We start from the raw sequence: 23,949 nt of genomic DNA on the forward strand, positions 1-23,949 counted from the left end.
CCTCCAATATCACTGATACGTTGTCTCAGCGCGCCTTACGCACTGGGCAACACCAAACGTCGTCGAGACGGAGCTGGAGCGGGTCCGCAATATTTAGGTCGAATCGAATGCGCTTCTCTCCTGCCAGTTGCCGAAACGCTCTAATCCCTGAACCAGCCGGCAAACCAAGTAATCGCTCGACATCTCGGCAGGCGTCTATCACGGACACTGGTCGACGTTGACGAATGGAGCGTTCGATGGCTCGCCTAGCTTTCATCTCTTCGCCATCCAAATCTCGCCCCACCGTCTCATTTGCCGCCCGAAATATCCAAGCCAAATTCTTTGACCGGTTCGCGTGCATGCCATGTGCCGTCACGGCCTTGTAGGTGGCTCCCTCGTCCTCCCATGTCTTGCGCTCGATTTCCTGCGAGCGTGTCAGCGAAGCGGTTCCACCTAGAGCAGTCGACTTGACTGACCATGCTTCGCGACCATACAAATTTCCCCTTCGGGTGATAAGAACCAGATCCGTACTGAGTACCGCTGGTTCACTGGTACCGCCGTATGCGGGATGGTCAAGATTCAGCGCCGCAGCCGCTCGTCGTGTTTTCTTCCTGTCGAGAGCGTACTGGTCAAATATCGTGACGACATCAGAGCGCCACCATGCCTCCAGAAATGCAGCATGCTCAGCCTCAGACATCAGATGCAACTCGCCTGCAGCGCCCTTTTCGCATACCAGCCGGGTCTTAATGCCCGATCCCGGCATATCTCTTGTGTGATACCACCGAGCATAACTACCAGTCTTATTCGCCCTTTCCTGCTCGGCAAGCTTTCGTGCAAGCGTCGTTTTGTGCATTCTCAGAGTTCGCGTAGTCATAATCAACCTCCAATGAGATTTACATGGAATTGACCTCAGCACAAAAACTCTTATTTTATTTGCGTAACAAATTTCTTATATCGATGTCACCTCGGCCAGAACCACATTCATATGAATTTGCAATGAGCCGACACTCAACGCACGATGAACTGCGCGAGCGATCGGACTAGCACCGCGCTTGTGTCTGAGCACCGTCCCTCATAGAGGTGCAAGCCTACCCGTGTAACCCGCAACGGGATGCTTTGGCGGTTCGGTGCCGCGACGATTCGCTTCTGCCTACGGAGTTAGCCATTCGCGCAGGAGACGATTCACGGCAAACTCATTCCGATATGCACGCGCATACTCTGCGCGCTCGAACTCTGCGAAAGCAAAACGCACGGCACCTTCACCGAGGCGGCATCGCTTCAATTTCGGCTGCTTGTCAGGCACTGTGCATTCGGCGACGGCGCTTTGCGTCAATGATTCAGCCTGCTTTCGAGATACGTAAGCAGTCAGCGCCGGAGTGTGGGCGACGGGAAAACTTCCCGGAGTTACGCTAATTTCCGTTACGGAAGGTGAGCGCAGACTCTCCCGAACCACCGCGATACCAAGGGTGCGAAGATGAAGCGTCAGCAAATGAGCGTCGCTATATCTGCCATCGACGGCGCAGATGATTGTCGCTCCAATATTTACTAACATTGCCAGCTGAGACGCGACGGAACTTGGCGATGTGAGTCGCTGGTCGATTCCGTCAATACCAATAAAGATCGACCGCTCTGCAAATTGAGCGTGCTGCGTTGCGGTCCCGATCGCGGCGCGGAGCTGGGCGCCCAGGTCGTCCGGCCTGCGGAACATCACAAGCGCGTGACGACATCCGGTGGCAAGTTCGGCCAAGCGAAGTTGGAGCCGTTCTCTTCGTATAGATGAGTCGGGTCCACTGAGGAATAGAACAATTCGCGGTTCATAGTCGCTGCACGCCACATGCTGTCCCGCGGGCGGAAGGCCTTGATCGTCCGGTGCGTCATCATCGGGGAACGCCTGCTTTGGCGCTTCCGGAAATGGAGTGTGTGCGGGACTCGGTAGTCGCATCATCGGGGATCGCTTGACATCTGACACCACTTCCGCACCGACATACACGCCGAACCTGGCGCAGATCTTTTGGTGTATCGCCGATACTTCATCGAGCAGTTGTCAAATCTGGTGTATCAGCAGTCGGCGGCATGATCAGGCGGCGAGCGGTTGCTGAGCCGGTGTGCTTTCGATCACCGGGGTACCATCCTTGAAGGGAATGCCCTTCATGAGCTGTTCGATCTTGTCCACGCCGCGGATACGGCGCCACGACTGTTCAGCCGATTCGATCAGCTTGAATGCCAGACCAAGGAAGGTCGCGCGCGACAGACAGTTGCGCGTACGCGTTGTGCGATGACGTACCGTCGCAAACGTCGATTCGATCGGGTTGGTCGTTCGCAGATGCTGCCAGTGTTCAGCTGGAAAGTCGTAGAACGCGAGCAACTCGTCGCGGTCCTTCGTGACCTTCTCAGCGGCCTTGGGATATTTGGCCGAATACGTCGCAACGAACTGGTTGAACGCGACGATGGCCTCGGCTCGCGTTGCCGCATTCCAGATTTCAGACAGGGCAGCCTTGGCGCGGCCGTGCTGCGATTTCGGCAGAGCGTTGAGCACGTTGCCGATCTTGTGGAACCAGCAGCGTTGTTGCCTGGTCTGCGGGAACACTTCTTCAAGCGCCGCCCACAGGCCCATCGCGCCGTCGCCAGTAGCCAGCAGCGGGCCGGCCTGCAGCCCGCGTGCCTTCAGGTCCAGCAACAGGTCACGCCACGAATCCTTCGATTCGCGATAGCCGTCGGCGAGCGCCACGCGCTCCTTGCTCCCGTCCGGCTTCACGCCGATGATCACCAGCAGGCACTGGCCATCGGAGTCTTCGCTGCGCGCGCCGGTGTGAATGCCATCAGCCCACCAGTAGACCCAGCGCGAGCCCGACAGGTCGCGTTTGTTCCATCGCTCGAACTCGTCGGCCCATTGCGCCTTCAGGCGCACCACGACATTGGGCGAGAGGCCTTTGGCTTGTTCGCCGAGCAGCACGCTGAACGCTTCGCTCATGTCGCCGGTGGAAACACCGCGCAGGTAAAGCCACGGCAGCGCCGCGCTCACCCGGGGCGACTTGCGCACGTAGGGCGGCACGATGTTCGAGTTGAACTTCACGCCCGAGCCCGAACGGTCACGCACCTTGGGCACCTGAACCGGCACGGGCCCGACTGCCGTGACGACCTCGCGTTCGGGCAGATAGCCGTTGCGCACGATCGCGCGCCGTCCGTCCAGCGTTTTCACGTTCGAATACTGCTCGAGCAATGCCGCCAATTCCGCCTCGATCGCCTGCTGGATAATCTGCCGCGCGCCCTGCTGGATCAGGTCGTCCAGACCGGGCAGGCCCTTCACTTCCGTTGCTGCTTGACTGCCGTTTGTTTCCTGCGTACGTTTCGCCATGGTGGTGGAGTTCGGTTGCTGGGTGTTACCGTGGAAAGCAACATTTTCAGCTAACCGCCACCGCCTTCTCATTTCCCGCCGACCACCCGCCGTACACCAAATTCGACATTAGCTCCCAGCCACGCCAGTTTCTCCAGTCGCGGACCGCCGCAGCGTTCGCACCAGACTCGGCGGCGGGGGACGTGCAGTACCACCCGGTACTCGAACAGTGGCAGATCGCGCACCCGGCGAACCGTCGTCTCATGAATCTGCTGGCAGCGTGCACCGCACTGTTCGCAGTACATGACCTTGCTGACCGGCTTCAAATACAGCGACAGCGTACGGCCTTCTCCTTCCGGCCATTCCACCCCCTCTAACCGATAGCCGGTCCAGCAACCCAGTGCTTGAAGTGCCTTGCGATCGAGCAATTCTGCCTCCTGACCTCCTTAAAGTCAGGCGTCAGGTTACGCAATCGCCATCAAACCCTCCACGGTTTCCTGCGATGAACCATTTTTTGGCCCTTCAACAGTTGGCTGGGGGCGTTGGCTTTCGCGATAAGCAGGAGTTTTGCTTCGTCGATCGAACCGACGGCTACTTTCCGGTCGGCTACTCCCATCTTGGGAAAGAAAATCGTGATCGGTGTGAGATCTTCAACTACTGGCACCGGTTCAAAACCTCGCATCAACAATACTTGTTTAGTCGAAGTGAGTTCTACTCGCGCATCGCGAGCTACGAGACGCAAGTTTCTGTCTATGGCCAAAAGCTAGTCGACGAAATTCGCAAGCACTACAGTTACCCGAATGAGATTCCAACGCGCGACGATTCCTACCTGCAGTTCAACCATTATCGTGAAGATCTCCGGCTCGGTAACAGCCGCTACCTGCAGGGTAAGCACGAAGACGGGCACCTGATCACGGTAATCAAGCCGAATGCACCGGGACTCGTTCTGTTCCAGGGCGACAAAGAATGTCTAGTTGACATTGCGAAGGACCAGGCCATTGTGATATCTGGTTCTCTTCTAACCGAGCTTTCCGATGGCGAAATTCAGCCGACGTACCATGCTGTTCTCAACCTAACGTTACCGACCGCACGTTCGTCGATCGTCTACAATGTGAATGTACTAAGTGACGTTATCCCGAGCTTCAAGCGGAGGCGTGATATCAGGATGTATGAATTCGCGAATGAACGCCATCTCGAGTTTGGCCACGCCCCTTACGTGATCGAGGAATTGTAAAGTAATATGATATTCTAGATTTAGATTTTCGTATTTAAATTAGCCATCCTCATTAATCTATTTATAGTTTTCGATGAGGATGGCGATCCAGACCGTTCGGTCCTTCTACCTCAGAAATCGCTCTCAGAGATTCCTTCGATTTTCGTGCAGTTTCCGGTTACATCCGGCGACGCCTGTTTCGCTCAGGACGCAGGTCGTCGAGCCAGGCGACGAGCGTTCGGCGTCTCGGATACCCCAAAGCCTTTGTCGTTGCTGCCAGACACTGGCCATGGGTCATATAGTGGTATGTGGCCGCCTTTTTTTCTTCTGCCGAATAGCGCGGGCTCAGGCAGATACGTTCCCTCGGCAAGTCCAGCCATCGCTCGGACATCTGAGACCAGCGTTCGAGTGATTTCGTTGTGGGATAGCCTAGTTGACGCACGGTTGCGGTAAGGCGCTTTCCAAGCTTCAAGTAGAGCTTGACTGCTCGGATGCGGTCATCGTACGAGTACATCGACTATCTCCTGATAGCCCAAGAATTCCGCCCCCCAAAGCAATGGGATGGACGCCCCCACTCGAAACGGCGCGGTCGTGCCAAAGTGGAGTTGTGCGTGACTTACTTCCACGAACAGGAGCTCCCATCATGACGGCGGCTACGGTGATTGGCATCGATCTGGCAAAGAATGTCTTCCAGCTTCACGGCGTCAACGAGCACGGCAGGGTGGTGCTACGAAAGCAGATCAAACGGGATCAGATGGCGTCGTTCTTCGCGAACATCCCACGAGCGCTGATCGGAATGGAAGCCTGTAGCAGCGCGCATTTTTGGGCTCGCAAGCTGCAGAGCATGGGACATGTCGTCAGACTGATGGCACCGCAGTTTGTCAAACCCTATGTCAAGACAAACAAGAATGATGCGGCCGACGCCGAAGCGATTTCCGAAGCGGTGACACGACCGAACATGCGCTTCGTGCCCGTGAAAAACGTCGAGCAGCAGGCGGTGCTTGCCTTGCATCGCGCACGGCAGGGGTTCGTTCGAGCCCGTACGGCGCAGGCAAACCAAATCCGCGGATTGCTCGGCGAATACGGATATTCGATCCCGCAGGGCATGGCTCATATGCCCCAGGTATTCGACGTCATTGAAGATGCGTCGAACGACTTGCCCGGCGTGTTCCGTCAACTGATTCTGCGCCTGATGGACCATCTGAAGGTGCTCCACCAACAAGTGACCGAGATCGACGTTCAAATCAAGGCGTGGCACCGCAATAGCGATCTGGCGAAAAAGTTGGAAAAGATACCTGGCATCGGCCCGGTTACGGCCACCGCCCTGGTGGCCACCATCGGTGACGCCAAACACTTCGAGAACGGGCGGCAGCTAGCGGCGTGGCTCGGATTGGTGCCGCGACAGCACTCGAGTGGCGGGAAACAAAACCTGCTGGGCATCAGCAAGCGAGGCGATTCCTATTTGCGAACATTGCTGATTCACTGCGCGCGGTCAGTGATTTCCGCGTCCAAACGAAAAGGAAATTGCGAGGGCTGGGTTCACGAACTGATTCGCCGCCGTAACCACAACGTAGCCGCCGTTGCGTTGGCAAACAAAATCGCCCGGACTGTATGGGCGCTCTGGGCGCACGACAGAGAGTACCTGGCCGGTTACCCATCCGCTGGTGCGGCTGCGTAACCAGTCCGGCCGATTCGGTACAGGAAGGACAACAGGAGAACCAACCACCGATTGCTCAGGCAGTCATGACGTGATGGCAAACAGGTCAGACCGTGGCCGGTAGAACCCGAAAATGTCCAAGCACTTGCGAGTGCGCCAAAGCGACGGGGAACCGACCAGCGGAACCCATCAGGGACAGCGGCATCGCCGCAACCAAAGTCCGAATGTACGGTTGCAATCTACCTTCATGTCGTCATGAACTGAATGCTTGGCAAGCCGGGGGCGTCCATGTACGGACATTTCAATCTGGCCACTACAACCAATTCTGAAGATCAATACAATTATGTCAAATTCAATCTGTATCCAGCGCGTGCACTGCTTGCGGAGTTTCCGCTCGAAAAACTATTTCTTCACACTGTACTTTGCCGCTCCGCTCGAAAAACGCTCACATCTGTCGAAATTTTGTCATTTTTTCTTCATCATCGGGGGCTTGTTTCGAGAGACATTCACTATCCGCCCCGCACAGGAAGCTCAGGAAGCGGAATTGTCCATTGGTGGAAAACTGTTATTCCCAAACGACTCTCGGACAACTTCCTCGATTCGCGCAATGACTTCGTCAGGCAGATGGAAGTATTGCTTGCGTTTGTTTGCAGAAAGTTTTCCGCCGTTGGACTTCACCATGCGAATTAGCGCCGACAGGTCGGATTGGGGCAGGTCGAACTCTGCGTCCAGTTGCCTGAAAGCCTCGTCATAGCCACCGAGCCAACTCAGCTCCTTCGGCAGCTCTGTCCGGACGGCCTCCACCAGCATCGCGTGCAAAAAGTGCACTTCGTGGCTAGCGTCAAAGAAACGATACGGCCTGCTACCCGGGTGTCGTGTGACCACTGGATCCGGATCGCCGATGAAGTAGTTCCATAATTGAGTGGTCGGCACCGAAAACCCCTTGAGGACGTTTGCGTAGTCCTCTTCGTGGCGAAGAATGACCGCCGAGACTGGAACAATGGCGCCGCCTCGCAAGCGTCGCGAGCCATTGAGGACATGATGGATCAGGAACCGATGAATCCGCCCATTGCCATCCAGGAAGGGATGCAGATAGACAAATCCAAAAGCGGCGCAGGCCGCTCTCACCAAGGGCTCCGGGCAGCGAAGGCCGACTTCATTCACGAAGCGTTCCCAGCCTGCCATGACCCGCCGGAGGTCTTCAGGAGGCGGCGGAAAAAACGTCACCCGCTGCGTCCCGTCCACCAGCCAGTTCTGCTTCGTACGGTAGGATGCCTCTTGGCTGAAGACGTCGCGCACAATGACGTTTTGCAGCTCGACCAGCCAGTTCTCCGTGACCAGTTTTTCTTCACCGGCGTGTGCCAGCGATTGAACAAACCGCTCGGCTTTGTCGGCGCTGGGCTTTTCACGCTCAATGCCAAAGCTGCTGCGTGTTTCCGACAGGTAGAGGTAATTCACCGCCCGCGCATATAGCATGGGGTCGGTCAGACGGTCCAGAGCGTCAGCCGCTTCGTCGAGCAGTCCATCCAGCGTCGGGCTTTCCGGCAGGGCCGAGCGACGTACGAGTGGACAGAAATCTGGCGTGCCTGGGAGGTTGTCCCGCACGCGAAACTTCGGATTGTTTGTCGGGCGCCCGGCCGTGAAATACTCATCGTCGGGAAGCGCGTCGACGTACGAGCCGGTGGGCGCAACTTCTACCGACAATTGATTTCCGGTCAGCCATTCCCACAGGAAGCACGCCCGGCGAATAGGGGCGCCGTTCGGTGACTCCGAAAGCCTGCGCGCCAGTTCGCCCTCTTGCAGATGCTCGAACACGGCATCGATGACCTCGAGGTTCACACTTTCGTGCCGCAGGGCGAACTCAAGGTGCCCAACCAGTGACTCCTCGAGCGCAACGCTGCGAGGAAACCAGAAACCGTTGTGCGCGGGTACCCGTCGGTTTACCGAGCCACTGATAAAACACGGATGCGTGAGCGGCCGGACCGGCAGTCTCAGCGTCCTGATGAGGTGTTCGTAGCCGACCGGCTCCAGTTGGGACATGGGCTCGAAATTTATTCACGATGCTCGAGATTTTGTCACATTCAGGAGATCTTGTCTTAAGCGCTCGAAAAATCTTCGCTTCAGTATAGCTATTTACCCCCGAAAACCCCGATCATCGTCCCTCATTCCGCCTCGCCGGATCACTCCCCAACCGTCTCCGTTTGACGAGCATCGCGCCTCGTCATCGCGACGCGCCGGCCACGCCGGCCCACGGATGCGACCACACGAAACGCGACCGGCGCGAACACGAGCCCGAACACAGTCGCAGCCAGCACGCCCCCGAACGCGCCGGTGCCGATCGACCGACGGCTTTCAGCGCCCGCACCCGTCGCGAGCACCAGCGGCACGACGCCGAGCAGAAACGCCATCGACGTCATCACGATCGGCCGGAAACGCGCGGCCGCCGCGTCGACCACCGCCTGCCGCACCGGCAAACCGTGCCCGACGAGATCCTGTGCGTACTGAACGATCAGTATCGCGTTCTTCGCCGACAGCCCGATCACGGTGATCATCCCGACCTTGAAGTACACGTCGTTCGGCATGTCGCGCACCAGTGCCGCGGCAATCGCTCCAACCATGCCGAGCGGCACGATCGTCAACACGGACAACGGGATCGTCCAGCTCTCGTACAGCGCGGCAAGCGCCATGAAGACCGCGAGCACCGACAGCGCAACGAGAAGCGGCGTTTGCCGCGCGGCGGTCTGCTCCTCGCGCGCCGCGTCGACCCAGTCGTAGCCGATCCCGGCCGGCAACGCACCGGCCAGCCGCTCCATCTCCGCCATCGCCGCGCCCGAACTCGTGCCGGTCGCCGCCCGGCCGCTGATGTCGAGCGACGGATAGCCGTTGTAGCGATTCAGCATCACGGGGCCGATCGTCCAGTGCGGCGCGGCGATGGCGGACAGCGGAACCATGTCGCCCGTCCGGTTCGGCACCGTCAGCGCCATCAGCGCCGTGTCAGTCGCGCGCGCGGCCGGATCGGCCTCGATGATCACGCGGCGCATCCGGCCCGACGCCGGAAAATCGTTGATGTAGTTCGAGCCGAACGTGCCGCCGAGGAGCCCTGCGATCCGCTCGAACGGCACACCGAGCGCATACGCCTTCGCGCGATCGACATCGAGCTCGATGCGCGGCGCGTCCGGCAGGTCTTCGAAGTGCACGGCCGAGAGCCGCGGATCCGCCTTCGCGCGCACGGCAAGCTGCGCGCGAGCCGCCTTCAGCACGTCGAGCCCGACCCCGCCGCGATCCTCGAGCCGGAAAGTGAATCCGTCGGAATGCCCGATGCCGCGCACCGAAGGCGGCAGCGCCGCCTCGACGTCGCCGTCGAGGATTGCGCCGAAACGCCCGTTGAGCCGGTCGCGCAGCGCCATCGCGTCGACGTCGCGCTGCGCCCAGTCCTTCAGCTCCACGAACGCCATCCCGACGTTCTGCCCGCTGCCCGCGAAACTCCAGCCGATCACGCTCGTCACGTTCGCAATCGCCGGCTCCGCGCGCAGGATCGCCTCCACACGCTCGACGACCGCGAGCGTACGCGCCTGCGTGGCGCCCGCCGGCAACTGGATCATCACCTGCAATTGCCCCTGGTCCTCGGTGGGCAGGAAGCCGCCCGGCATCAACCAGTACAACAGCCCGCATCCGATCACGAGCGCCGCATAGACGGCCACGACCATCCCGGTGCGGCGCACGGCAAACACCGCGATGCGGCGATAGCCCGATTCGGCGCGCGCGAAGGCCGCACCGAACCGGTCGGCCAGGCGTGCACCGATGCCGCGTCGCCTTGCCCGGCCAGTTCCGCCGTCGTGTCGTGCGACCGGCTTCAGCAGGTTCGCGCACAGCGCGGGCGTGAGCGACAGCGCCATGAACGACGACACCAGCATCGACGCGATCATCGCCACCGCGAACTGCCGGTAGATGCCGCCGACACTGCCCGGGAAAAACGCCATCGGCACGAATACGGCCGTGAGCACCGCGGTCACGCCGACGATCGCCCCGCCGATCCGCTTCATGGCCCGGCGCGTGGCATCGCGCGGCGCCACGCCCTCCTCCATCACGCGATGCACGCTTTCGACGACGACGATCGCGTCGCCGACGAGGATGCCGATCGCCAGCACGAGGCCGAACATCGTGAACACGTTGATCGACAGCCCGAATGCCCACATCGCGACGAACGCGCCCATCAGCGCGACCGGAATCACGACGGTCGGCACCAGCGTGTAGCGCAGGTCGCGCAGGAACAGCCACATCACGCAGAACACCAGCATGACGGCCTCGACGAGCGTCAGCAAGACTTCGTGGATCGCGATCTTGACGAAATGCGCGCCGTCGAACGGAATCTCGACCGCGACGCCCGGCGGCAGCGTCCGCGACAGCTCGGTGAGCCGCGCGCGGATCGCATTCGACGTTTCGAGCGCGTTGCCGCGCGGGCCGAGCTGGATGCCGACCGTCGCGGCCGATCTCGACGCGCGCGACATCGGCGACGCGCACCGCCGAACCGTCCTGCTTCGACTTCAGCACGATCCGGCCGAACTCCTCGGGCGACGCAAGCTGCCCCTTGACCACGACCGTCGCGGTCAGCTGCTGGCCAGGCACGAACGGCGCGTCGCCGATCGCGCCGGCCGTGACCGTCGCGTTCTGCGCGCTGATCGCCGCGATCACGTCGTCGGCCCCGAGATCGTATTCGCGCAGCTTGACGGGGTCGAGCCAGACCCGCAGCGCCTCGTCGGCATCCCACAGCTCGGCCGCGCCGACACCCGGCGCGCGCATCAGCTCGCGCAGCACGTAGCGGTTCAGGTAATCGCCCAGCTGCGCGGAATCGCGCATGCCATCGGTCGACGTCAGCGTGACGAGCATCAGGAACGTGTTCGCCGCCTTGAACACGCCGATCCCCTGCTGGACGACCTGCTGCGGCAGCCGCGGCTCGACCTGCTTCAACCGGTTGTTGACGTCGACGAGCGCGATGTCCGGATCGGTGCCGGGCGAAAACGTCACGTCGATCTCGAGGTCGCCGTGACCGTCGCTGCTCGTCTCGTAGTACAGCAGCCCGTCGGCGCCGTGGAGGCTTTCCTCGATGACGCTGCCGACGTCGGCATCGACCGTCTCGGTCGACGCGCCCGGATAGGACGCGGTGATCACGACCCGCGGCGGCGCCAGGCGCGGATACTGCGCGATCGGCAGTTGCGGAATGGCCAGCACGCCCGCGACGACGATCGCGAGCGCGACGATCCACGCGAAGACGGGGCGGTCGATGAAGAATGACGGCATCGGCGCGCGCTCAGCGAATCGCAAGCAGCGTGGCGGCCAGTGCCGCCGTGACGTGCGCGCCGAACGTCGAACCGAACGTCGAACCGGCGTGACGCCGCGTCGTGGTCAAGGGTGTCATCGCGCTAAAGCGTCAGCTCGAACGATCGCGCGAGCAAGTCCGGCACCTTCGCGCCACCGGTCGCGCGCTCGCCGTACGTGCTGTCGTTCGCGAGCAGCGTCGGCGTCGCGCCGAGCTGTTCGAGCTCCGGGCCGAACAGCCGGTAGAAGCTGTCGTCGAACCGCATTGCATCGACCGGCGCGACGATCTGCCCGCCTTCGACCCAGAACGTCGCGAAGCGCGTCATCCCCGTCATCCGGCAGGCGATCGGGTCCGAGAAGTTCAGGTACCAGAGGTTGCCGACGTAGAGCCCCGTGTCGAGCGCAGCGAGCACATCGGCGTCGGCGAGCGTACCGCCCGCGATCGACAAAGACTGCGGCGTTTCGTCGTCGCCCGCGCCGTTCGGCACGAGCCCGTGCTCGCGCGCGGTGCGCGCGCACACGAGCTGCCCGGCGCCCCGCCCGTCGACGACGAGCGGCACGCTGTCGCGCCGGTAGCCGTCCGCGTTGAACGCGGGCGCGATGCCCAGCGAGAAATCCTCGGTGATCGACACGCGCGGATCGAGCGCGACCTCGCCGGCATACAGGCGATGCAGCGGGCTGCGGGCGCTCGCCAGCGCACGCGCCGAATAGCCGCTCCAGCCGAGCAGGCTCGTCATCTCGTGAACGGCGTCCGGCGCGAAATACGCGCGGTAGCGCCCGGGCGCAAGCGCCTTCGGCGTGCGGCCGAGCACCGGCAGCCGCGCGGCGGCCGCCTCGACGCGGGCGGCGAACACCGCATCGCGCCAGTCGTCGCCCGCATAGACGGTCTTGATTGCCCGTCCGCTCGGGTCGTACAGCGACCAGCTGAAGTTGAAGTTCTCGACCTCGTACCAGCCGCGGCTGCCGGTCGACGACGCGAAGCCGCGCGCCAGCGTGCCGCCCGCGTAAAAGCCGACGAAGTCGAGCCCGCGCGCGCATTCGGCCACGACGCGCGCGAGCCCGTCCGCATCCGGCAGGCGCCCGGTACGACGCGTTTCCTGCAGCCACGACGAGGTATCGAACAGCAGGTGCGGATCGTCCGGTGCATCGCGCAGACCGCCGCGCAGCACGGCCAGCGCGGCCGCCAGTTCGGGCAGGTCGGCCGCCGCATCGCCGCAGACGGTCAGCGCCGAGTGCGCTTGCCGTGCCCCGTCGACGAGCCGCACGGACAATCGCCCCTGCGTGACGCGCCCGGTCTGGCGGATCCTGCCGCCATTGAAGCGGACGAAGTCGGACGTTTCGCTGGAGAAACCGAGCAGGACGGTTTCGGCCGGCGCCGTCAGCCGTCGGGCCTCGTCGGCGAGCCGGGTGAAATGCGCATGCCAGTCGATTCCGGCGCGGCGTGCCATCGGATCGAATCCCGTCATCACGCGCCTCCGAATACGTCGACGCCGGCGAACACGCAGGCGGGCGCGGCGTGGCCGACCCGGATGATCTGCGCGGGCTCGCCCTTCCCGCAATAAGGCGTGCCGTAGAGGCCGAACGTGCCCGCGTCGCCCACCGCGCGCAGGCTGCGCCAGAACTGGGCGGAGATGCCGCGGTAGTTCGGGCGCTTGACGACCTGCGTGAGCCGGCCGTTCTCGATCAGTTGCCCGAATTCGCAACCGAACTGGAATTTGTTGCGATGGTCGTCGATCGACCAGGACGTGTTGGTGCGCATCAGGATTCCGTGCTCGGTGCCCGCGATCAGCGCATCGAGCGACTGGTCGCCGGGTTCGACGTTCAGGTTCGCCATCCGGTCGATCGGCGCGCGGTTCCAGCTCGACGCACGCGAGTTTGCGACACCCGGCAGGCCCGCCCGTTGCTGCGACAGCGCCCCGCCGAGCAGCCGTTCGAGCACGCCGTTGCGGATCAGGTACTGCTTGCGCGCCGGCGTCCCGTCGTCGTCGAACGCGTAGGACGCGGCTTCGGCGGCCGGCTCGGGATCGAACGTGACGTTCAGCAGCGGCGAGCCGTACTGATAGTGGCCGACCATCTCCGGCCTGACGAAGCTCGATCCGGCGAAGTTGCGCTCGTCGCCGAGGATCCGGTCGAGTTCGAGCGGATGCCCGATCGACTCGTGGATCTGCAGCATCATCTGGTCGGGCATCAGCAGCAGGTCGCGCCGGCCGGTCGGGCAGTTCGGCGCGGCGAGCAGCTGCAGCGCCTCGTCGGCGATGCGCGCGCCGGCGCCGTCGAAGCCGTAGCGCGCCAGCACGTCGATGCCGCCCTGCGCCAGCGTGCCCGATTGGCCGAGCGAGCGCGTCTGCGTGTCGCCGTCGCCGTGGGCGACGGCGTGCAGTTCGGGCATCAGGAAGCGGAACCGCTGGTCGATCCGGACACCGTCGCTCGTCAGGTAACGCTGCTCCGTGTTGACGATCATCACGCTCGCCGCGCGCTCGACGATGCGCGCGCCGAGGTTCGCGGCCGCGCATTCGTGGGCGAGACGCTCGATCCATTCCGCGCGCGACGGCAGTGCCGCGTCGACATCGGGCGACGCATACGTGCCGCTCTCCTGCGGGCGCGCAGCCTCGCGATGATCGACCAGCGCCCACGGGGCGCTCGCCCGTGCCCGCGCGGTCGCGACGTCGAGCGCCGCCTGCAGCCCGGCAGGGGACAGGTCGGGCGTCGCCGCGTAGCCCGCGCCCGTGCCGGCCCGGGCCATCAGCATCGCGCCGCGCTCGCGCGTGCGCGAGAACGGCTGCGCGACGTCGTTGCGCACCGCGTGTTCGTCGATCGTCTCGTCGACGATGCGCAGCGACCAGAAATCGGCGCCGCTGCGCAACGCCTGCGCCGCCTGCACGGCTCGGGCGCCCGGCGCCCGGTTCTCGTCAATCATCGGTTCTCTCTTGCCTCTGCTGCGGGACGCGCGCCGGCGCCAGCATGGACGACGCGAGCAGCGCCCGCGTATACGGATGGGATGGCGCATGCAGCACGTCGAGCGTCTCGCCCGCCTCGACCACGCGCCCCGCCTTCATCACGATGACCAGGTGGGCCATCGCGCGCATCACCGCCAGATCGTGCGTGATGAACAGGTAGCTGAGTTTGTACTTCTTTTGCAGATTCGTCAGCAGATTCAGCACCTGCTTCTGGATCGACACGTCGAGCGCGCTCGTCGGCTCGTCGAGCACCAGCAGTTCCGGCTCCACCGCCAGCGCCCGCGCGATCGCGATCCGCTGCCGCTGCCCGCCGGAAAACTCGTGCGGATAGCGCAGCATCGCGTCGGCAGGCAGCCCGACCTCCTGCAGCAGCGCGGCGATCCGCGCCCGCCGCGCGTCGCCGGTCACCTGCGGCCGGTGCACGCCCAGCCCTTCGCCGACGATCTGCTCGACCGTCATGCGCGGCGACAGCGAGCCGAACGGATCCTGGAACACCACCTGCATGCGCCCGTACAGCGTGCGCCGGCCCTGCGTCGTGCGCAGCGACGCGAGCGGCATGCCGTCGATCTCGATCCCGCCCGACGCCGGCCGCTGCAGGCCGAGCACCGCCGACGCGAGCGTCGATTTCCCCGAACCCGACTCGCCGACGATCCCGAGCGTTTCGCCGCGCCTCAGGCTCAACTGCACGTCGTGCACGGCGCGGAACGTCGTCTTGCCGAGCACCGAGCGCCAGCCCTTTGCCGCGATGCGGTAGTCGACGGCGAGCTGCCGCACGTCGAGGATCGTCTGCGCGCCGGCGGCGACCGGCTCGACCGCCCGTTGCGGCGCACTGTCGAGCAGCCGGCGCGTGTACGGATGCTGCGGCGCCGCGAACAGGTCGGCGGTCGTGCCGGTCTCCACCAGCACGCCCTTCTCCATCACGGCCACGCGCTGCGCGAAGCGCCGCACGAGGTTCAGGTCGTGCGTGATCAGCAGCACGGCCATCCCGCGCGCGGCGGCCTCCCGCTCCTGCAACTCGATCAGCAGGTCGACGATCTGCTGGCGCACCGTCACGTCGAGCGCGGTGGTCGGCTCGTCGGCCAGCAGCAGCCGTGGCCGGCACGCGAGCGCCATCGCGATCATCGCGCGTTGCCGCTGCCCGCCCGACAGCTGGTGCGGGAAACTGTCGATGCGCCGCTCCGGCTCGGGAATCCCGGTACGCCGCAGCAGCGCGATCCCGCGCTCGCGCGCGTCGCCCGGGCGCAGCCCCTCGTGCAGCCGCAGGCTCTCGGCGATCTGCTTGCCGATCGTATACAGCGGATTGAGCGCCGTCATCGGTTCCTGGAACACCATCGCGATATCGGCGCCGCGGATTCCGCGCATCTGCTGCTCGGTCTTCGCGAGCAGATCCTCGCCGTCGAACAGCATCCGCCCCGACAGCGTCGCCTGCTGCGCGAGCCGGAGGATCGACAGCGCGGTCACGCTCTTGCCCGACCCCGATTCGCCGACGAGCGCCACGCGCTCGCCGCGGCCGATCGACAGGCTCAGGTCCTGGACGGCCGCATTCGCGCCGAAATGCGCGGAAAACCCGTCGATCTGCAGCAACGGTCTCGTCATCATCGCCCTCCGCCGAACGCCGAGCCGCGCGTGCGCGTGTCGAGCGCGTTGCGCAGCGCATCGCCCATGAAGGTGAGCAGCAGCAGCGTCACCACCAGCGCCGCGAACGTCGCAATCGAGATCCACCACGCGTCCAGGTTGTTCTTGCCCTCCTGCAGCAGCTCGCCGAGGCTCGGCGTCGGCGGCGGCACGCCGAGGCCCAGGAAATCGAGGCTCGTCAGCGACAGGATCGCCGCGCTCATCCGGAACGGCAGGAACGTGATCACCGGCGTGAGGCTGTTAGGCAGCACGTGGCGCCAGATGATCTGTGCGTTCGTCAGCCCCATCGTGCGCGCCGCTTTCACGTAGTCGAGCGCGCGGTTGCGCAGGAATTCGGCGCGGACGTAGTCGGACAGCACGAGCCAGCCGAACATCGACAGCAGCACGAACAGCAGCCACAGCGACGGCGTGAAGATCGACGCGAAGATGATCAGCAGGTACAGGTCGGGCAGCGCGCTCCAGATCTCGATCAGGCGCTGGCCGACCAGGTCGGTACGACCGCCGTAGAAGCCTTGCAGCGCGCCGGTCAGCACGCCGACCAGCACGCCCGATACCGTCAGCGCGAACGCCATCAGCACCGACAGCCGGAACCCGTAGAGCAGCCGCGCGAGCACGTCGCGCCCGAACTGGTCGGTGCCGAGCCAGTTGCTGGCCGACGGCGGCGCCGGATACGGCCGCGACGCGAAATAGTCGATCGTGTCGTAGCGATAGCGGTTCGGCGGATAGATCGCGAAATTGCCGTGCGACTCGAGTTTCGTGCGGATGTACGGGTCGAGATAGTTGGTCATCGCGGGAAAATCGCCGCCGAACGCGGTCTCCGGGTAGTCCTTCACGATCGGGAAGTAATAGTGCCCGTCGTAGCGCACGATCAGCGGCCGGTCGTTCGACAGCAGGTCCGCGCCCAGGCTGAGCGCGAACAGCACCGTGAAGATCACGAGGCTCCAGTAGCCGAGCGGCTGCGCGCGAAAGCGCAACCACGTGCGCCGCCACGGCGACGGCGAGGCCGCGCACGCGGCGCATGCCTGGTCAGTGGTCCACGCGGTCGAACTGGATACGGGGGTCGACGAGGACATAGCAGATATCCGCGATGAGTTTGGTCAGCAGGCCGATCAGCGTGAACAGGAACAGCGAGCCGAGCACGACCGGATAGTCGCGGCGGATCACCGAGTCGTACGACAGTTGCCCCATGCCGTCGAGCGAGAACAGCGTCTCGATCAGCAGGTTGCCGTTCAGGAATGCGCCGACGAACGCGGCCGGCAACCCGGTCAGCAGCGGGATCGCGGCGTTGCGCAGCACGTGCTTCCACAGCACGTCGCGCTCCGGTGCACCCTTCGCGCGGGCGGTCAGCACGTATTGCCGGCCGATCTCCTCGAGGAACGTGTTCTTGGTGAGGATCGTGACGATCGCGAAGTTGCCGACGACCGACGCCGTCACCGGCATCACGATGTGCCACAGATAGTCGAGCGCCTTGCCGATCAGCGTCAGGTCGTCGAAGTTGTCGGACGTAAGCCCGCGCATCGGGAACACCTGCCAGAACGTGCCGCCGCCGAACAGCATCAGCAGCAGCACGCCGAGCACGAAGCCCGGCACCGCGTAGCCGGCCAGCACGAGCACGCTCGTCACGGTATCGAACCGCGACCCGTTGCGCACCGCCTTCGCGATGCCGAGCGGCACCGACACCAGGTACGTGAGGATCACCGTCCACATCCCGAGCGTGACCGACACCGGCAGCTTCGAGCGAATGACCGCCCACACGCTGCGGTGCGCGAAGTAGGACTGGCCGAGGTCGAACGTCGCATAACTCTTCAGCATCAGCACGTAGCGTTCGAGCGGCGGCCTGTCGAAGCCGAACTGCTTGCGGATCTGCTCGATCTGCTGCGGGTCGACGCCCTGGCTGCCGTGGTAGCCGCCGCCTCCGCCGCCCGCCTCCCCGCCGCGCGCACTGCCGTGGCGCAACTGCGCGAGCACCTGTTCGACCGGGCCGCCCGGCACGAACTGCGTGACCGCGAACGTGATCGTCACCACCCCGATCAGCGTCGGGACCATCAGCAGCAACCGCCTGAGTATGTATGCCAGCATCGTCGTTCCCCCGTCAGGCGGCCGGCGCGGGTTTCGCCGCCGGATGCTTCACGTACCAGTAGTCGATGATCCAGTCCTCGTATTGATAGGAGTCCGGCACGATCGCCGGGTGGCCGAGCGTCGCCTTGTACGCGATCCGCGCATTCGGCAGGTAATACTGCGGGATCAGCGCGTACAGGTTGATCAGCACGCGGTCGAGCGCGTGCGTGGCCGTCTCGAGATCGTCGAGCGTGTCGGCGGCGAGCGCCGCGCGGATCAGCGCGTCGACGGCCTTCGACTTCACGCCCGGATAGTTCTCGGAGCCCGGCTGGGACGCGGCCGCACTGCCGAAGCGGCGCGTCAGCTCCGCGCCCGGGATCGTCACGGGCAGGTAGATGTACGTCGTCATGTCGTACTCGAAGTTGTCGAGCCGCTTCAGATAGACCGCGCTGTCGATCTCGCGCAGGTATGCGTGGATGCCGAGCATCGCGAGCGCCTGCGTGTACGGCAGGATCAGGCGGTCCATGCCGGGCTGGTCGTCGATGATCTCGATCGTCATCGGCGTGCCGTTCGCGTCGCGCAGCGCGCCGTCGCGATAAAACCAGCCGGCCTGCGCGAGCAGGTCGCGCGCCTGCTTCAGGTTCGCGCGCAACGAGCCGGGCGGCAGCGTCGACGGCTGCCGGACCATCGGGCCGAACACCTCCGGAGGCAGCGTCGAGCGGAACGGTTCGAGCAGCGCAAGCTCCTTCTCCGTCGGCGTGCCGGATGCCGCGAACGGGCTCGCCTCCCAGAAGCTGTTGGTACGGCGATACTGCCCGTAAAACATCATCCGGCTCATCCAGTCGAAGTCGAATGCCAGCGCAAGCGCATGGCGCACCCGCACGTCCTGGAACATCGGCTTGCGCATGTTCATCAGGAAGCCCTGCATCTGCGCGGGGCCGTCAGGAAACTCGCCGCGCTCGAGCATGCCGTTGCGGAAGTTCTTGCCGACGTACTTGCGCGCCCACTGCGTCGCGCTGTACTCCATGCGCGCGTCGATGTCGCCGGCCTTGAATGCCTCGAGTGCCGTGTACTGATCCAGGTACAGCTTGAACGACACGCGCGCGAAGCGGAACATCCCGCGCCGCGACGGCAGGTTCGCCGCCCAGTAACGCGGGTTGCGCACATAGACGATCTGCTTGTCGTTCTTGCGCTGCTCGATCAGGTACGGGCCGCTCGCGATCGGCGGCACGTTCGCGATCTGGTCGAACGGCGGCCGCGTGCCGTCCGCACGCTGCCCCCACTTCGGCGAGAACACCGGCAGGTCGCCCGCGATCAGCGCGGCGTCGCGCTCCGCGTGCTTGAACTCGAAGCGCACCGTGCGGCCGTCGACGACCACCGCGCGCCGGATGATCGCGAACTGCGCGTTGAAGAGCGGCGACGCCTGCGGGCTCGTCAGCGTATCGAACGAATACCTGACGTCGGCCGCGGTGATCGGGTCGCCGTTCGAGAAGCGTGCGGCCGGATCGAGGTGGAACGTGGCCGACAGCCCGTCGGGCGCGACCTCGACGTCATCGGCGATCAGCGCGTATTCGGATGCGAGCTCGTCCCAGCTGCGCTGCATCAGCGTGTCGAACATCAGGTTCTTGATGTCCGGCGCAGGCGAGCCGCGCACGAGGAACGGGTTCAGCGAGTCGTAGCTTTGCGCTTCGTCGTAGTTTTCGAAATCGAGCGTGCCGCTGTCCGGCGCATCCGGATTCGCGTAGTCGAAATGCGTGAAGCCCGGCGGATACTTCGGGTGGTCGTATTGCGAGATCGCCGGCACGGCAAGCGCGGCCTGCGGCATGACGCCGCCCGACACGAGCCAAGCGGCGCACGCGAGCCACGCGGCGCGCGTGGCAGCACGCATCCGCGCGTACGGGCGCTTCGGGTGCGAGTGGCGCGGCACGCGTGCCCTTCGCCCATTCAACAGTCTCATGGTCAGTCTGTCCGGAAGCGTGCGGGCGCGGTGCCTGCGCGCGGTCGATGCCTGTGCCGGACGCCGCATGCCGGCCGCGTCCCGCGGATGGTTCGTGCTGTACACGATCGGATCAACTGCGCCGGCGCGTCCCGGTTGCGGGCCGTCGTGGCGCCAGGCGAAAAAAGGCCGCCCCGAAATGGGGGTAGTGGACGTGGGGCGGCCTGTCCAAAGCCTGTCAGCGCATTGCGATCGCCATCAGAACTTGTACGTCGCGCCGACCTGCGCGAACCGGCCGATGTACGAATACACCGACGTGTCGTACCCGCTCTGGTCCAGCGTGCCGTTCGCGAAGATCGGATCGTACGGCGGCGTGCGGTTGAAGATGTTGTTGACGCCGCTGTAGATCGTCCAGTTCTTGAAGCCCGTGTACGTCAGCATCAGGTTGAACTGGCTGTACGAACCGACCTTCGACGGCGCGGGCGCCGGCAGCAGGTTCTGTGCGTACGGGCCCGTGAACTCCCAGGTCAGCGCCGCATCGAACTTGCGATAGTTCCAGTCCAGCGTCGTGTTGCCGCGCCAGCGCGGGAAGCTGCCGCCGAACGGCTGCGTGATCGTGAAGTTGTTGCCCGCGCCGTTGACCGGCGCGGTGTTCGGGAAGCCGATCTTGTACGCGTTGATGTACGCCCAGTCGCCCGACAGCGTGATCGTGCCCCAGCCCTTGAGCGGCAGCCCCTGGCGGAATGTGCCTTCGAAGCCGTTCGTGTCGAGGTAGCCAAGGTTCTGGTACGGAATCACCTTGTACAGCAACTGGCCGGTCGTCGGATCGATCGCGACCTGCGACGGCGCGCCCTGGCCGATCACGTTGTCGATACGGATCTTGTACCAGTCGAAACCGAGGTCGGTATAACGGCTCGGCGACACCTGGAAGCCGATGTTGAAGTTGCGCGTGCGCTCCGGCGCGAGGTTCGGGTTGCCGACCGTGATCGACGTGTAGTTCTGCCCGGTGGCCGGATCAACCTGAATGCCGAGGGTTTGCGACTTGCTGTCCTCGACGAAGGTCGGCGCGCGGAAGCCGCGGTTGTACGACGTATACAGCGTCAGCGCCTGGATCGGCTGGTAGCGCAACGCGAAGCGCGGCGAGAACGCACCGCCCACGTCCGTATAGTGGTCGTAGCGGCCTGCCTGGCTGAACGTCAGGTTCTGCAGGATCGGGATGTTGATCTGGTAGTAGACGGCCGCGACGTTGCGCGCGCCGTTCACGTTCTCCAGGTCCGGCGAGATCACGGCGCCGGACAGGTATTCCGAGCCCGGCGTCAGCGTTTCGCTCTGGTGCGTGAACTGCGCGCCGAAGCCGATGCCGACGTCACCGGTCGGCAGGTGGAACAGGTTCGGCGTCGACAGCGTCGCGTCGATCGTATCGAGCTTCGAGATACCGAGGTTGTTCGCTTCCTGGTACAGGCCGTTGAACGCGTTCGGCGTCGCCGCCGGGTTCGCGAAATTCAGCGTGCCGTTCTGATAGATGTTGTTCAGCGCGTTGACGTTCAACTGGTTCGTGAACACGTTCGACACCGTGCTCTGCGAATGGCTGACCGACGTTGACCAGTCCCAGTCGCCGTACGGCAGCGTGAACGAGCCCTTGATGCCGACCGCCGCGCGCCAGTAATTGGCCCAGGTCTTCTGCGCGACCGTGTTTGGGAACGCGTAGGTCAGCGGCGTCGCCGCGCCCGTCGTGTTGTACGGGTTGGTCACCGGCACGACCGTGTTGAACGGCGACAGCAGCTGCGTCTGCGGATTCCAGACGAGCGCCGGGTTCTGCGGGTTGCCGATCACGTTGAGGCCGTCATTGGTCGTGGTCGTGTTGTAGCTCTCGAGGAAATCCGCGAACGCCGTCGTCGTGTCGTTGACCTTGAAGTCCGCATGGAGCTTCCCGTTCAGGCGCTCGGTCATCGGCAGGATCGACGTGCTTTCGGCCGTGTTGTACGCGCAGACCGTGCCCGGCGATCCGGCCGACAGCGAGTTCGTCGCCGCCGAGTGAACCGAGCCGCCGAACGGGCAGCCACCGCTCAGCGCCTGCGCGACGCCGCCGGGCATGTTCCAGTACGAGGGCGCGAGCAGCGAGAAGCCGCCCGGCTTGCCCGTGAAGTCCTGGTTGCGCGTCGAATCGCGATCGGCCAGCGTGAAGCCGTTCGACTTGTAGTAGCTGAGCGCGGCCGTCACGTTGAAACGGTCGGCGTTCAGGTCGCCGAAGCCGCCCAGCACGCCGAACTTCGTCGTGCCGTCGCCGTTGCCGGCCTTGATCGCGCTGCCGAGGCTGCTGTCGAGCTGCAGCCCGCGGAAATTGTGCTTCGTGATGATGTTGACGACGCCGCCGATCGCGTCCGATCCGTATTGCGACACCGCGCCTGTCTTCACGATTTCGATGCGCTCGATGTCGTTGAGCGGCAGCGTATTGAGGTCGAAGAACGAATCGACGCTGTTCGAGAAGAACGCATACGGCGCCACGCGCTGGCCGTCGATCATCACGAGCGTGTACTTCTCGGACAGGCCGCGCAGCGCGATACCGGCCGCGCCGGCCGCGAAGTTGCCCGATTGCCCTTCACCCCAGCTGTTGGCCGAGTTGGCCGTCGCGTCGCGCAGGAAGTCGGTCACCGTCACTGCGCCGCTGGCCTGGATCTCCTTCGGCGTGATCGTCTGTACCTGCTGGAAGCCCGTCTTGTCGGATTGCCGGATCAGCGAACCCGTCACCTCGAAGCGCTTGATCTGCGCGACCTTGCCCTGCCCGTTCGCGGCCGGCACGGCGGGTGCCGTCTCGCCGGTCACGGCCGCGCCCGACGCGGCGTCGGCCGAGGCAGCGGGCGTACTCGTGGCACCGCCTGCCGGCGCGACCGCGTCCGCCACCGCGACGGCGGGCTGGCTCTGTGCGAAAGCCGGCCCCGCCAGCGTCGCGGTCAGTGCCAGTTCCGCCCAGACTATTCTTTTGATGGCCAACGCTGGTGCTCTTTGCTTCATCTTGCCCTCGCTCGTCGGTAAGACCCCACCCGCTGCGCGTCCAAATCTCGTGGATTCCGTCGCGCGACCTGGGCACCCGTATGCCGGAGCCCGCCATTGCCGACCTCCCAACCGCCTCCATCCGGGCGGATCGACCGTGCAGCGCGAACGCCACATGGTTCTTCCGTCTTTTACTTAATGTGTAATACTGATTACTTACATTGAGCGCACTGCGCGCTTTGCGTTTCGAATGCTTTCTGACCGACCGCCTAGAACAGCCGCGGCGTGCCGACCCAGACGATTACCGCCTCCTCGTCGGACGTGTTGTGCCACGCATGCGGCATCGTCGACTCGTAATGCGCGGTGTCGCCAGCATTCAGCGTGAACGTGCAATTCTCGAGCGTGAGCGCGACGCTGCCGCGCATCACGTAGAGGAATTCCTCGCCCGCATGCGTCGTCACTTCCGACGGCAGCTGCCCCGCAGGTATCCTGACGAGAATCGCGCCGAGCTTGCGGCCGTCCACGAGATTCGTCAGTCGCGCAAACGAGCTGGCCGAATTCGCGAACTGGAAATACTGCAACGCATCGCCGCGGCACACCGAACCCGCCTCGGTCGGTGTGTCGATGAAGTACTGCATCGTCACACCGAGCGCCTTCGCAATCCGAACCAGCGACGTAATCGACGGTCTCGCACGCCCGCGCTCGACCTGTGACAGAAACGGCTTCGAGATACCCGCCGTGGTGGCCGTTTCGTCGAGCGTGAGTTTCAGGCGCTGCCAAAGCGCACGGATCTTGTTGCCGAGCGAAACCGCGACGAGCACCGATTCATCGGGACGCAAAACCATGGTAGAACGGAACCCCTCAATCGAATTC

The 23,949-nt window shown here is 64.0% G+C and carries 14 protein-coding genes and 3 pseudogenes; 2 read left to right on the forward strand and 15 right to left on the reverse strand.

Annotated elements, in window-relative coordinates; genetic code table 11:
• Positions 1-25: 25 nt before the first annotated feature.
• The 4 genes and pseudogenes from AQ610_RS33450 to AQ610_RS33455 all read right to left on the reverse strand — a co-directional run.
• Complete coding sequence (locus AQ610_RS33450; RefSeq protein WP_231748919.1) at positions 26-832, reverse strand: TnsA endonuclease C-terminal domain-containing protein; 807 nt, start codon at positions 830-832, stop codon at positions 26-28.
• A 297-nt stretch (positions 833-1,129) separates the two neighbouring features.
• Complete coding sequence (locus tag AQ610_RS36005; RefSeq protein ID WP_144411946.1) at positions 1,130-1,726, reverse strand: hypothetical protein; 597 nt, start codon at positions 1,724-1,726, stop codon at positions 1,130-1,132.
• 330 nt (positions 1,727-2,056) lie between these two features.
• Positions 2,057-3,334 carry an IS256 family transposase gene (locus AQ610_RS12305; protein ID WP_006026243.1) on the reverse strand — a complete coding sequence of 426 codons (1,278 nt, stop codon included), beginning with the start codon at positions 3,332-3,334 and terminating at the stop codon, positions 2,057-2,059.
• Positions 3,335-3,447: 113 nt separating this feature from the next.
• A pseudogene (locus AQ610_RS33455) lies at positions 3,448-3,741 on the reverse strand (transposase family protein); the annotation flags it as partial.
• Positions 3,742-3,815: 74 nt separating this feature from the next.
• Between AQ610_RS33455 and AQ610_RS12310 the strand changes: the two are divergent.
• A complete protein-coding gene (locus AQ610_RS12310) occupies positions 3,816-4,547 on the forward strand; it encodes a hypothetical protein (RefSeq protein ID WP_231748920.1) in 732 nt (243 codons plus the stop codon).
• 169 nt (positions 4,548-4,716) lie between these two features.
• Here the strand turns inward: AQ610_RS12310 and AQ610_RS33460 are convergent.
• Positions 4,717-5,040: pseudogene (locus AQ610_RS33460) on the reverse strand (IS3 family transposase); the annotation flags it as partial.
• A 129-nt stretch (positions 5,041-5,169) separates the two neighbouring features.
• On the opposite strand from AQ610_RS33460, the gene AQ610_RS12315 reads away from it, so the two are divergent.
• On the forward strand, positions 5,170-6,204 hold the full coding sequence (locus AQ610_RS12315; RefSeq protein ID WP_009916975.1) for an IS110 family RNA-guided transposase: 1,035 nt from the start codon (positions 5,170-5,172) through the stop codon (positions 6,202-6,204).
• A gap of 510 nt (positions 6,205-6,714) precedes the next feature.
• On the opposite strand, the gene AQ610_RS12320 is transcribed toward AQ610_RS12315, so the two are convergent.
• From AQ610_RS12320 to AQ610_RS12365, 10 genes and pseudogenes are all read right to left on the reverse strand, one after another.
• Positions 6,715-8,223 (reverse strand): Fic family protein, encoded by a 1,509-nt coding sequence (locus tag AQ610_RS12320; protein WP_006026240.1) that lies wholly within the window; start codon positions 8,221-8,223, stop codon positions 6,715-6,717.
• A 140-nt stretch (positions 8,224-8,363) separates the two neighbouring features.
• Positions 8,364-11,481 (reverse strand): annotated as a pseudogene (locus AQ610_RS12325) (efflux RND transporter permease subunit).
• A gap of 122 nt (positions 11,482-11,603) precedes the next feature.
• A complete protein-coding gene (locus AQ610_RS12330) occupies positions 11,604-12,965 on the reverse strand; it encodes a metallopeptidase TldD-related protein (protein WP_009916973.1) in 1,362 nt (453 codons plus the stop codon).
• Positions 12,965-14,416: a TldD/PmbA family protein gene (locus tag AQ610_RS12335; protein ID WP_043282526.1), complete on the reverse strand. Its 1,452-nt coding sequence runs from the start codon at positions 14,414-14,416 to the stop codon at positions 12,965-12,967. Before AQ610_RS12335 ends, AQ610_RS12330 begins: the two co-directional genes overlap by 1 nt.
• On the reverse strand, positions 14,409-16,052 hold the full coding sequence (locus AQ610_RS12340) for an ABC transporter ATP-binding protein (protein ID WP_043282525.1): 1,644 nt from the start codon (positions 16,050-16,052) through the stop codon (positions 14,409-14,411). Before AQ610_RS12340 ends, AQ610_RS12335 begins: the two co-directional genes overlap by 8 nt.
• Positions 16,052-17,164, reverse strand: a complete 1,113-nt coding sequence (locus tag AQ610_RS12345; protein ID WP_006026235.1) for an ABC transporter permease — start codon at positions 17,162-17,164, stop codon at positions 16,052-16,054. Before AQ610_RS12345 ends, AQ610_RS12340 begins: the two co-directional genes overlap by 1 nt.
• Entirely contained in the window at positions 17,118-18,170 is a 1,053-nt protein-coding gene (locus AQ610_RS12350) for a microcin C ABC transporter permease YejB (RefSeq protein ID WP_009916971.1), read from the reverse strand. Before AQ610_RS12350 ends, AQ610_RS12345 begins: the two co-directional genes overlap by 47 nt.
• A 13-nt stretch (positions 18,171-18,183) precedes the next feature.
• Positions 18,184-20,106, reverse strand: coding sequence for an extracellular solute-binding protein (locus AQ610_RS12355; RefSeq protein ID WP_080595021.1), 1,923 nt, complete (start codon positions 20,104-20,106; stop codon positions 18,184-18,186).
• 237 nt (positions 20,107-20,343) lie between these two features.
• Positions 20,344-23,097, reverse strand: a complete 2,754-nt coding sequence (locus tag AQ610_RS12360) for a TonB-dependent receptor plug domain-containing protein (RefSeq protein ID WP_006026232.1) — start codon at positions 23,095-23,097, stop codon at positions 20,344-20,346.
• A gap of 248 nt (positions 23,098-23,345) precedes the next feature.
• Positions 23,346-23,921 carry a helix-turn-helix domain-containing protein gene (locus AQ610_RS12365; protein ID WP_009916969.1) on the reverse strand — a complete coding sequence of 192 codons (576 nt, stop codon included), beginning with the start codon at positions 23,919-23,921 and terminating at the stop codon, positions 23,346-23,348.
• Between the last annotated feature and the right edge of the window lie 28 nt (positions 23,922-23,949).

Origin of the sequence: Burkholderia humptydooensis, from assembly GCF_001513745.1 — a bacterium.
In the GTDB taxonomy this organism is placed as follows: Bacteria; Pseudomonadota; Gammaproteobacteria; order Burkholderiales; family Burkholderiaceae; genus Burkholderia; species Burkholderia humptydooensis.

What these genes read in the sequence shown, in the direction of transcription:
- AQ610_RS12360 (WP_006026232.1), bottom strand. Translation starts at nt 23,097, where the DNA reads ATGAAGCAAAGAGCACCAGCGTTGGCCATCAAAAGAATAGTCTGGGCG.
- AQ610_RS33450 (WP_231748919.1), bottom strand. Translation starts at nt 832, where the DNA reads ATGCACAAAACGACGCTTGCACGAAAGCTTGCCGAGCAGGAAAGGGCG.
- AQ610_RS12310 (WP_231748920.1), top strand. Translation starts at nt 3,816, where the DNA reads ATGAACCATTTTTTGGCCCTTCAACAGTTGGCTGGGGGCGTTGGCTTT.
- AQ610_RS12320 (WP_006026240.1), bottom strand. Translation starts at nt 8,223, where the DNA reads ATGTCCCAACTGGAGCCGGTCGGCTACGAACACCTCATCAGGACGCTG.
- AQ610_RS12355 (WP_080595021.1), bottom strand. Translation starts at nt 20,106, where the DNA reads ATGAGACTGTTGAATGGGCGAAGGGCACGCGTGCCGCGCCACTCGCAC.
- AQ610_RS12305 (WP_006026243.1), bottom strand. Translation starts at nt 3,334, where the DNA reads ATGGCGAAACGTACGCAGGAAACAAACGGCAGTCAAGCAGCAACGGAA.
- AQ610_RS12315 (WP_009916975.1), top strand. Translation starts at nt 5,170, where the DNA reads ATGACGGCGGCTACGGTGATTGGCATCGATCTGGCAAAGAATGTCTTC.
- AQ610_RS12350 (WP_009916971.1), bottom strand. Translation starts at nt 18,170, where the DNA reads ATGCTGGCATACATACTCAGGCGGTTGCTGCTGATGGTCCCGACGCTG.
- AQ610_RS12330 (WP_009916973.1), bottom strand. Translation starts at nt 12,965, where the DNA reads ATGACGGGATTCGATCCGATGGCACGCCGCGCCGGAATCGACTGGCAT.
- AQ610_RS12365 (WP_009916969.1), bottom strand. Translation starts at nt 23,921, where the DNA reads ATGGTTTTGCGTCCCGATGAATCGGTGCTCGTCGCGGTTTCGCTCGGC.
- AQ610_RS12345 (WP_006026235.1), bottom strand. Translation starts at nt 17,164, where the DNA reads ATGTCCTCGTCGACCCCCGTATCCAGTTCGACCGCGTGGACCACTGAC.
- AQ610_RS12340 (WP_043282525.1), bottom strand. Translation starts at nt 16,052, where the DNA reads ATGACGAGACCGTTGCTGCAGATCGACGGGTTTTCCGCGCATTTCGGC.
- AQ610_RS12335 (WP_043282526.1), bottom strand. Translation starts at nt 14,416, where the DNA reads ATGATTGACGAGAACCGGGCGCCGGGCGCCCGAGCCGTGCAGGCGGCG.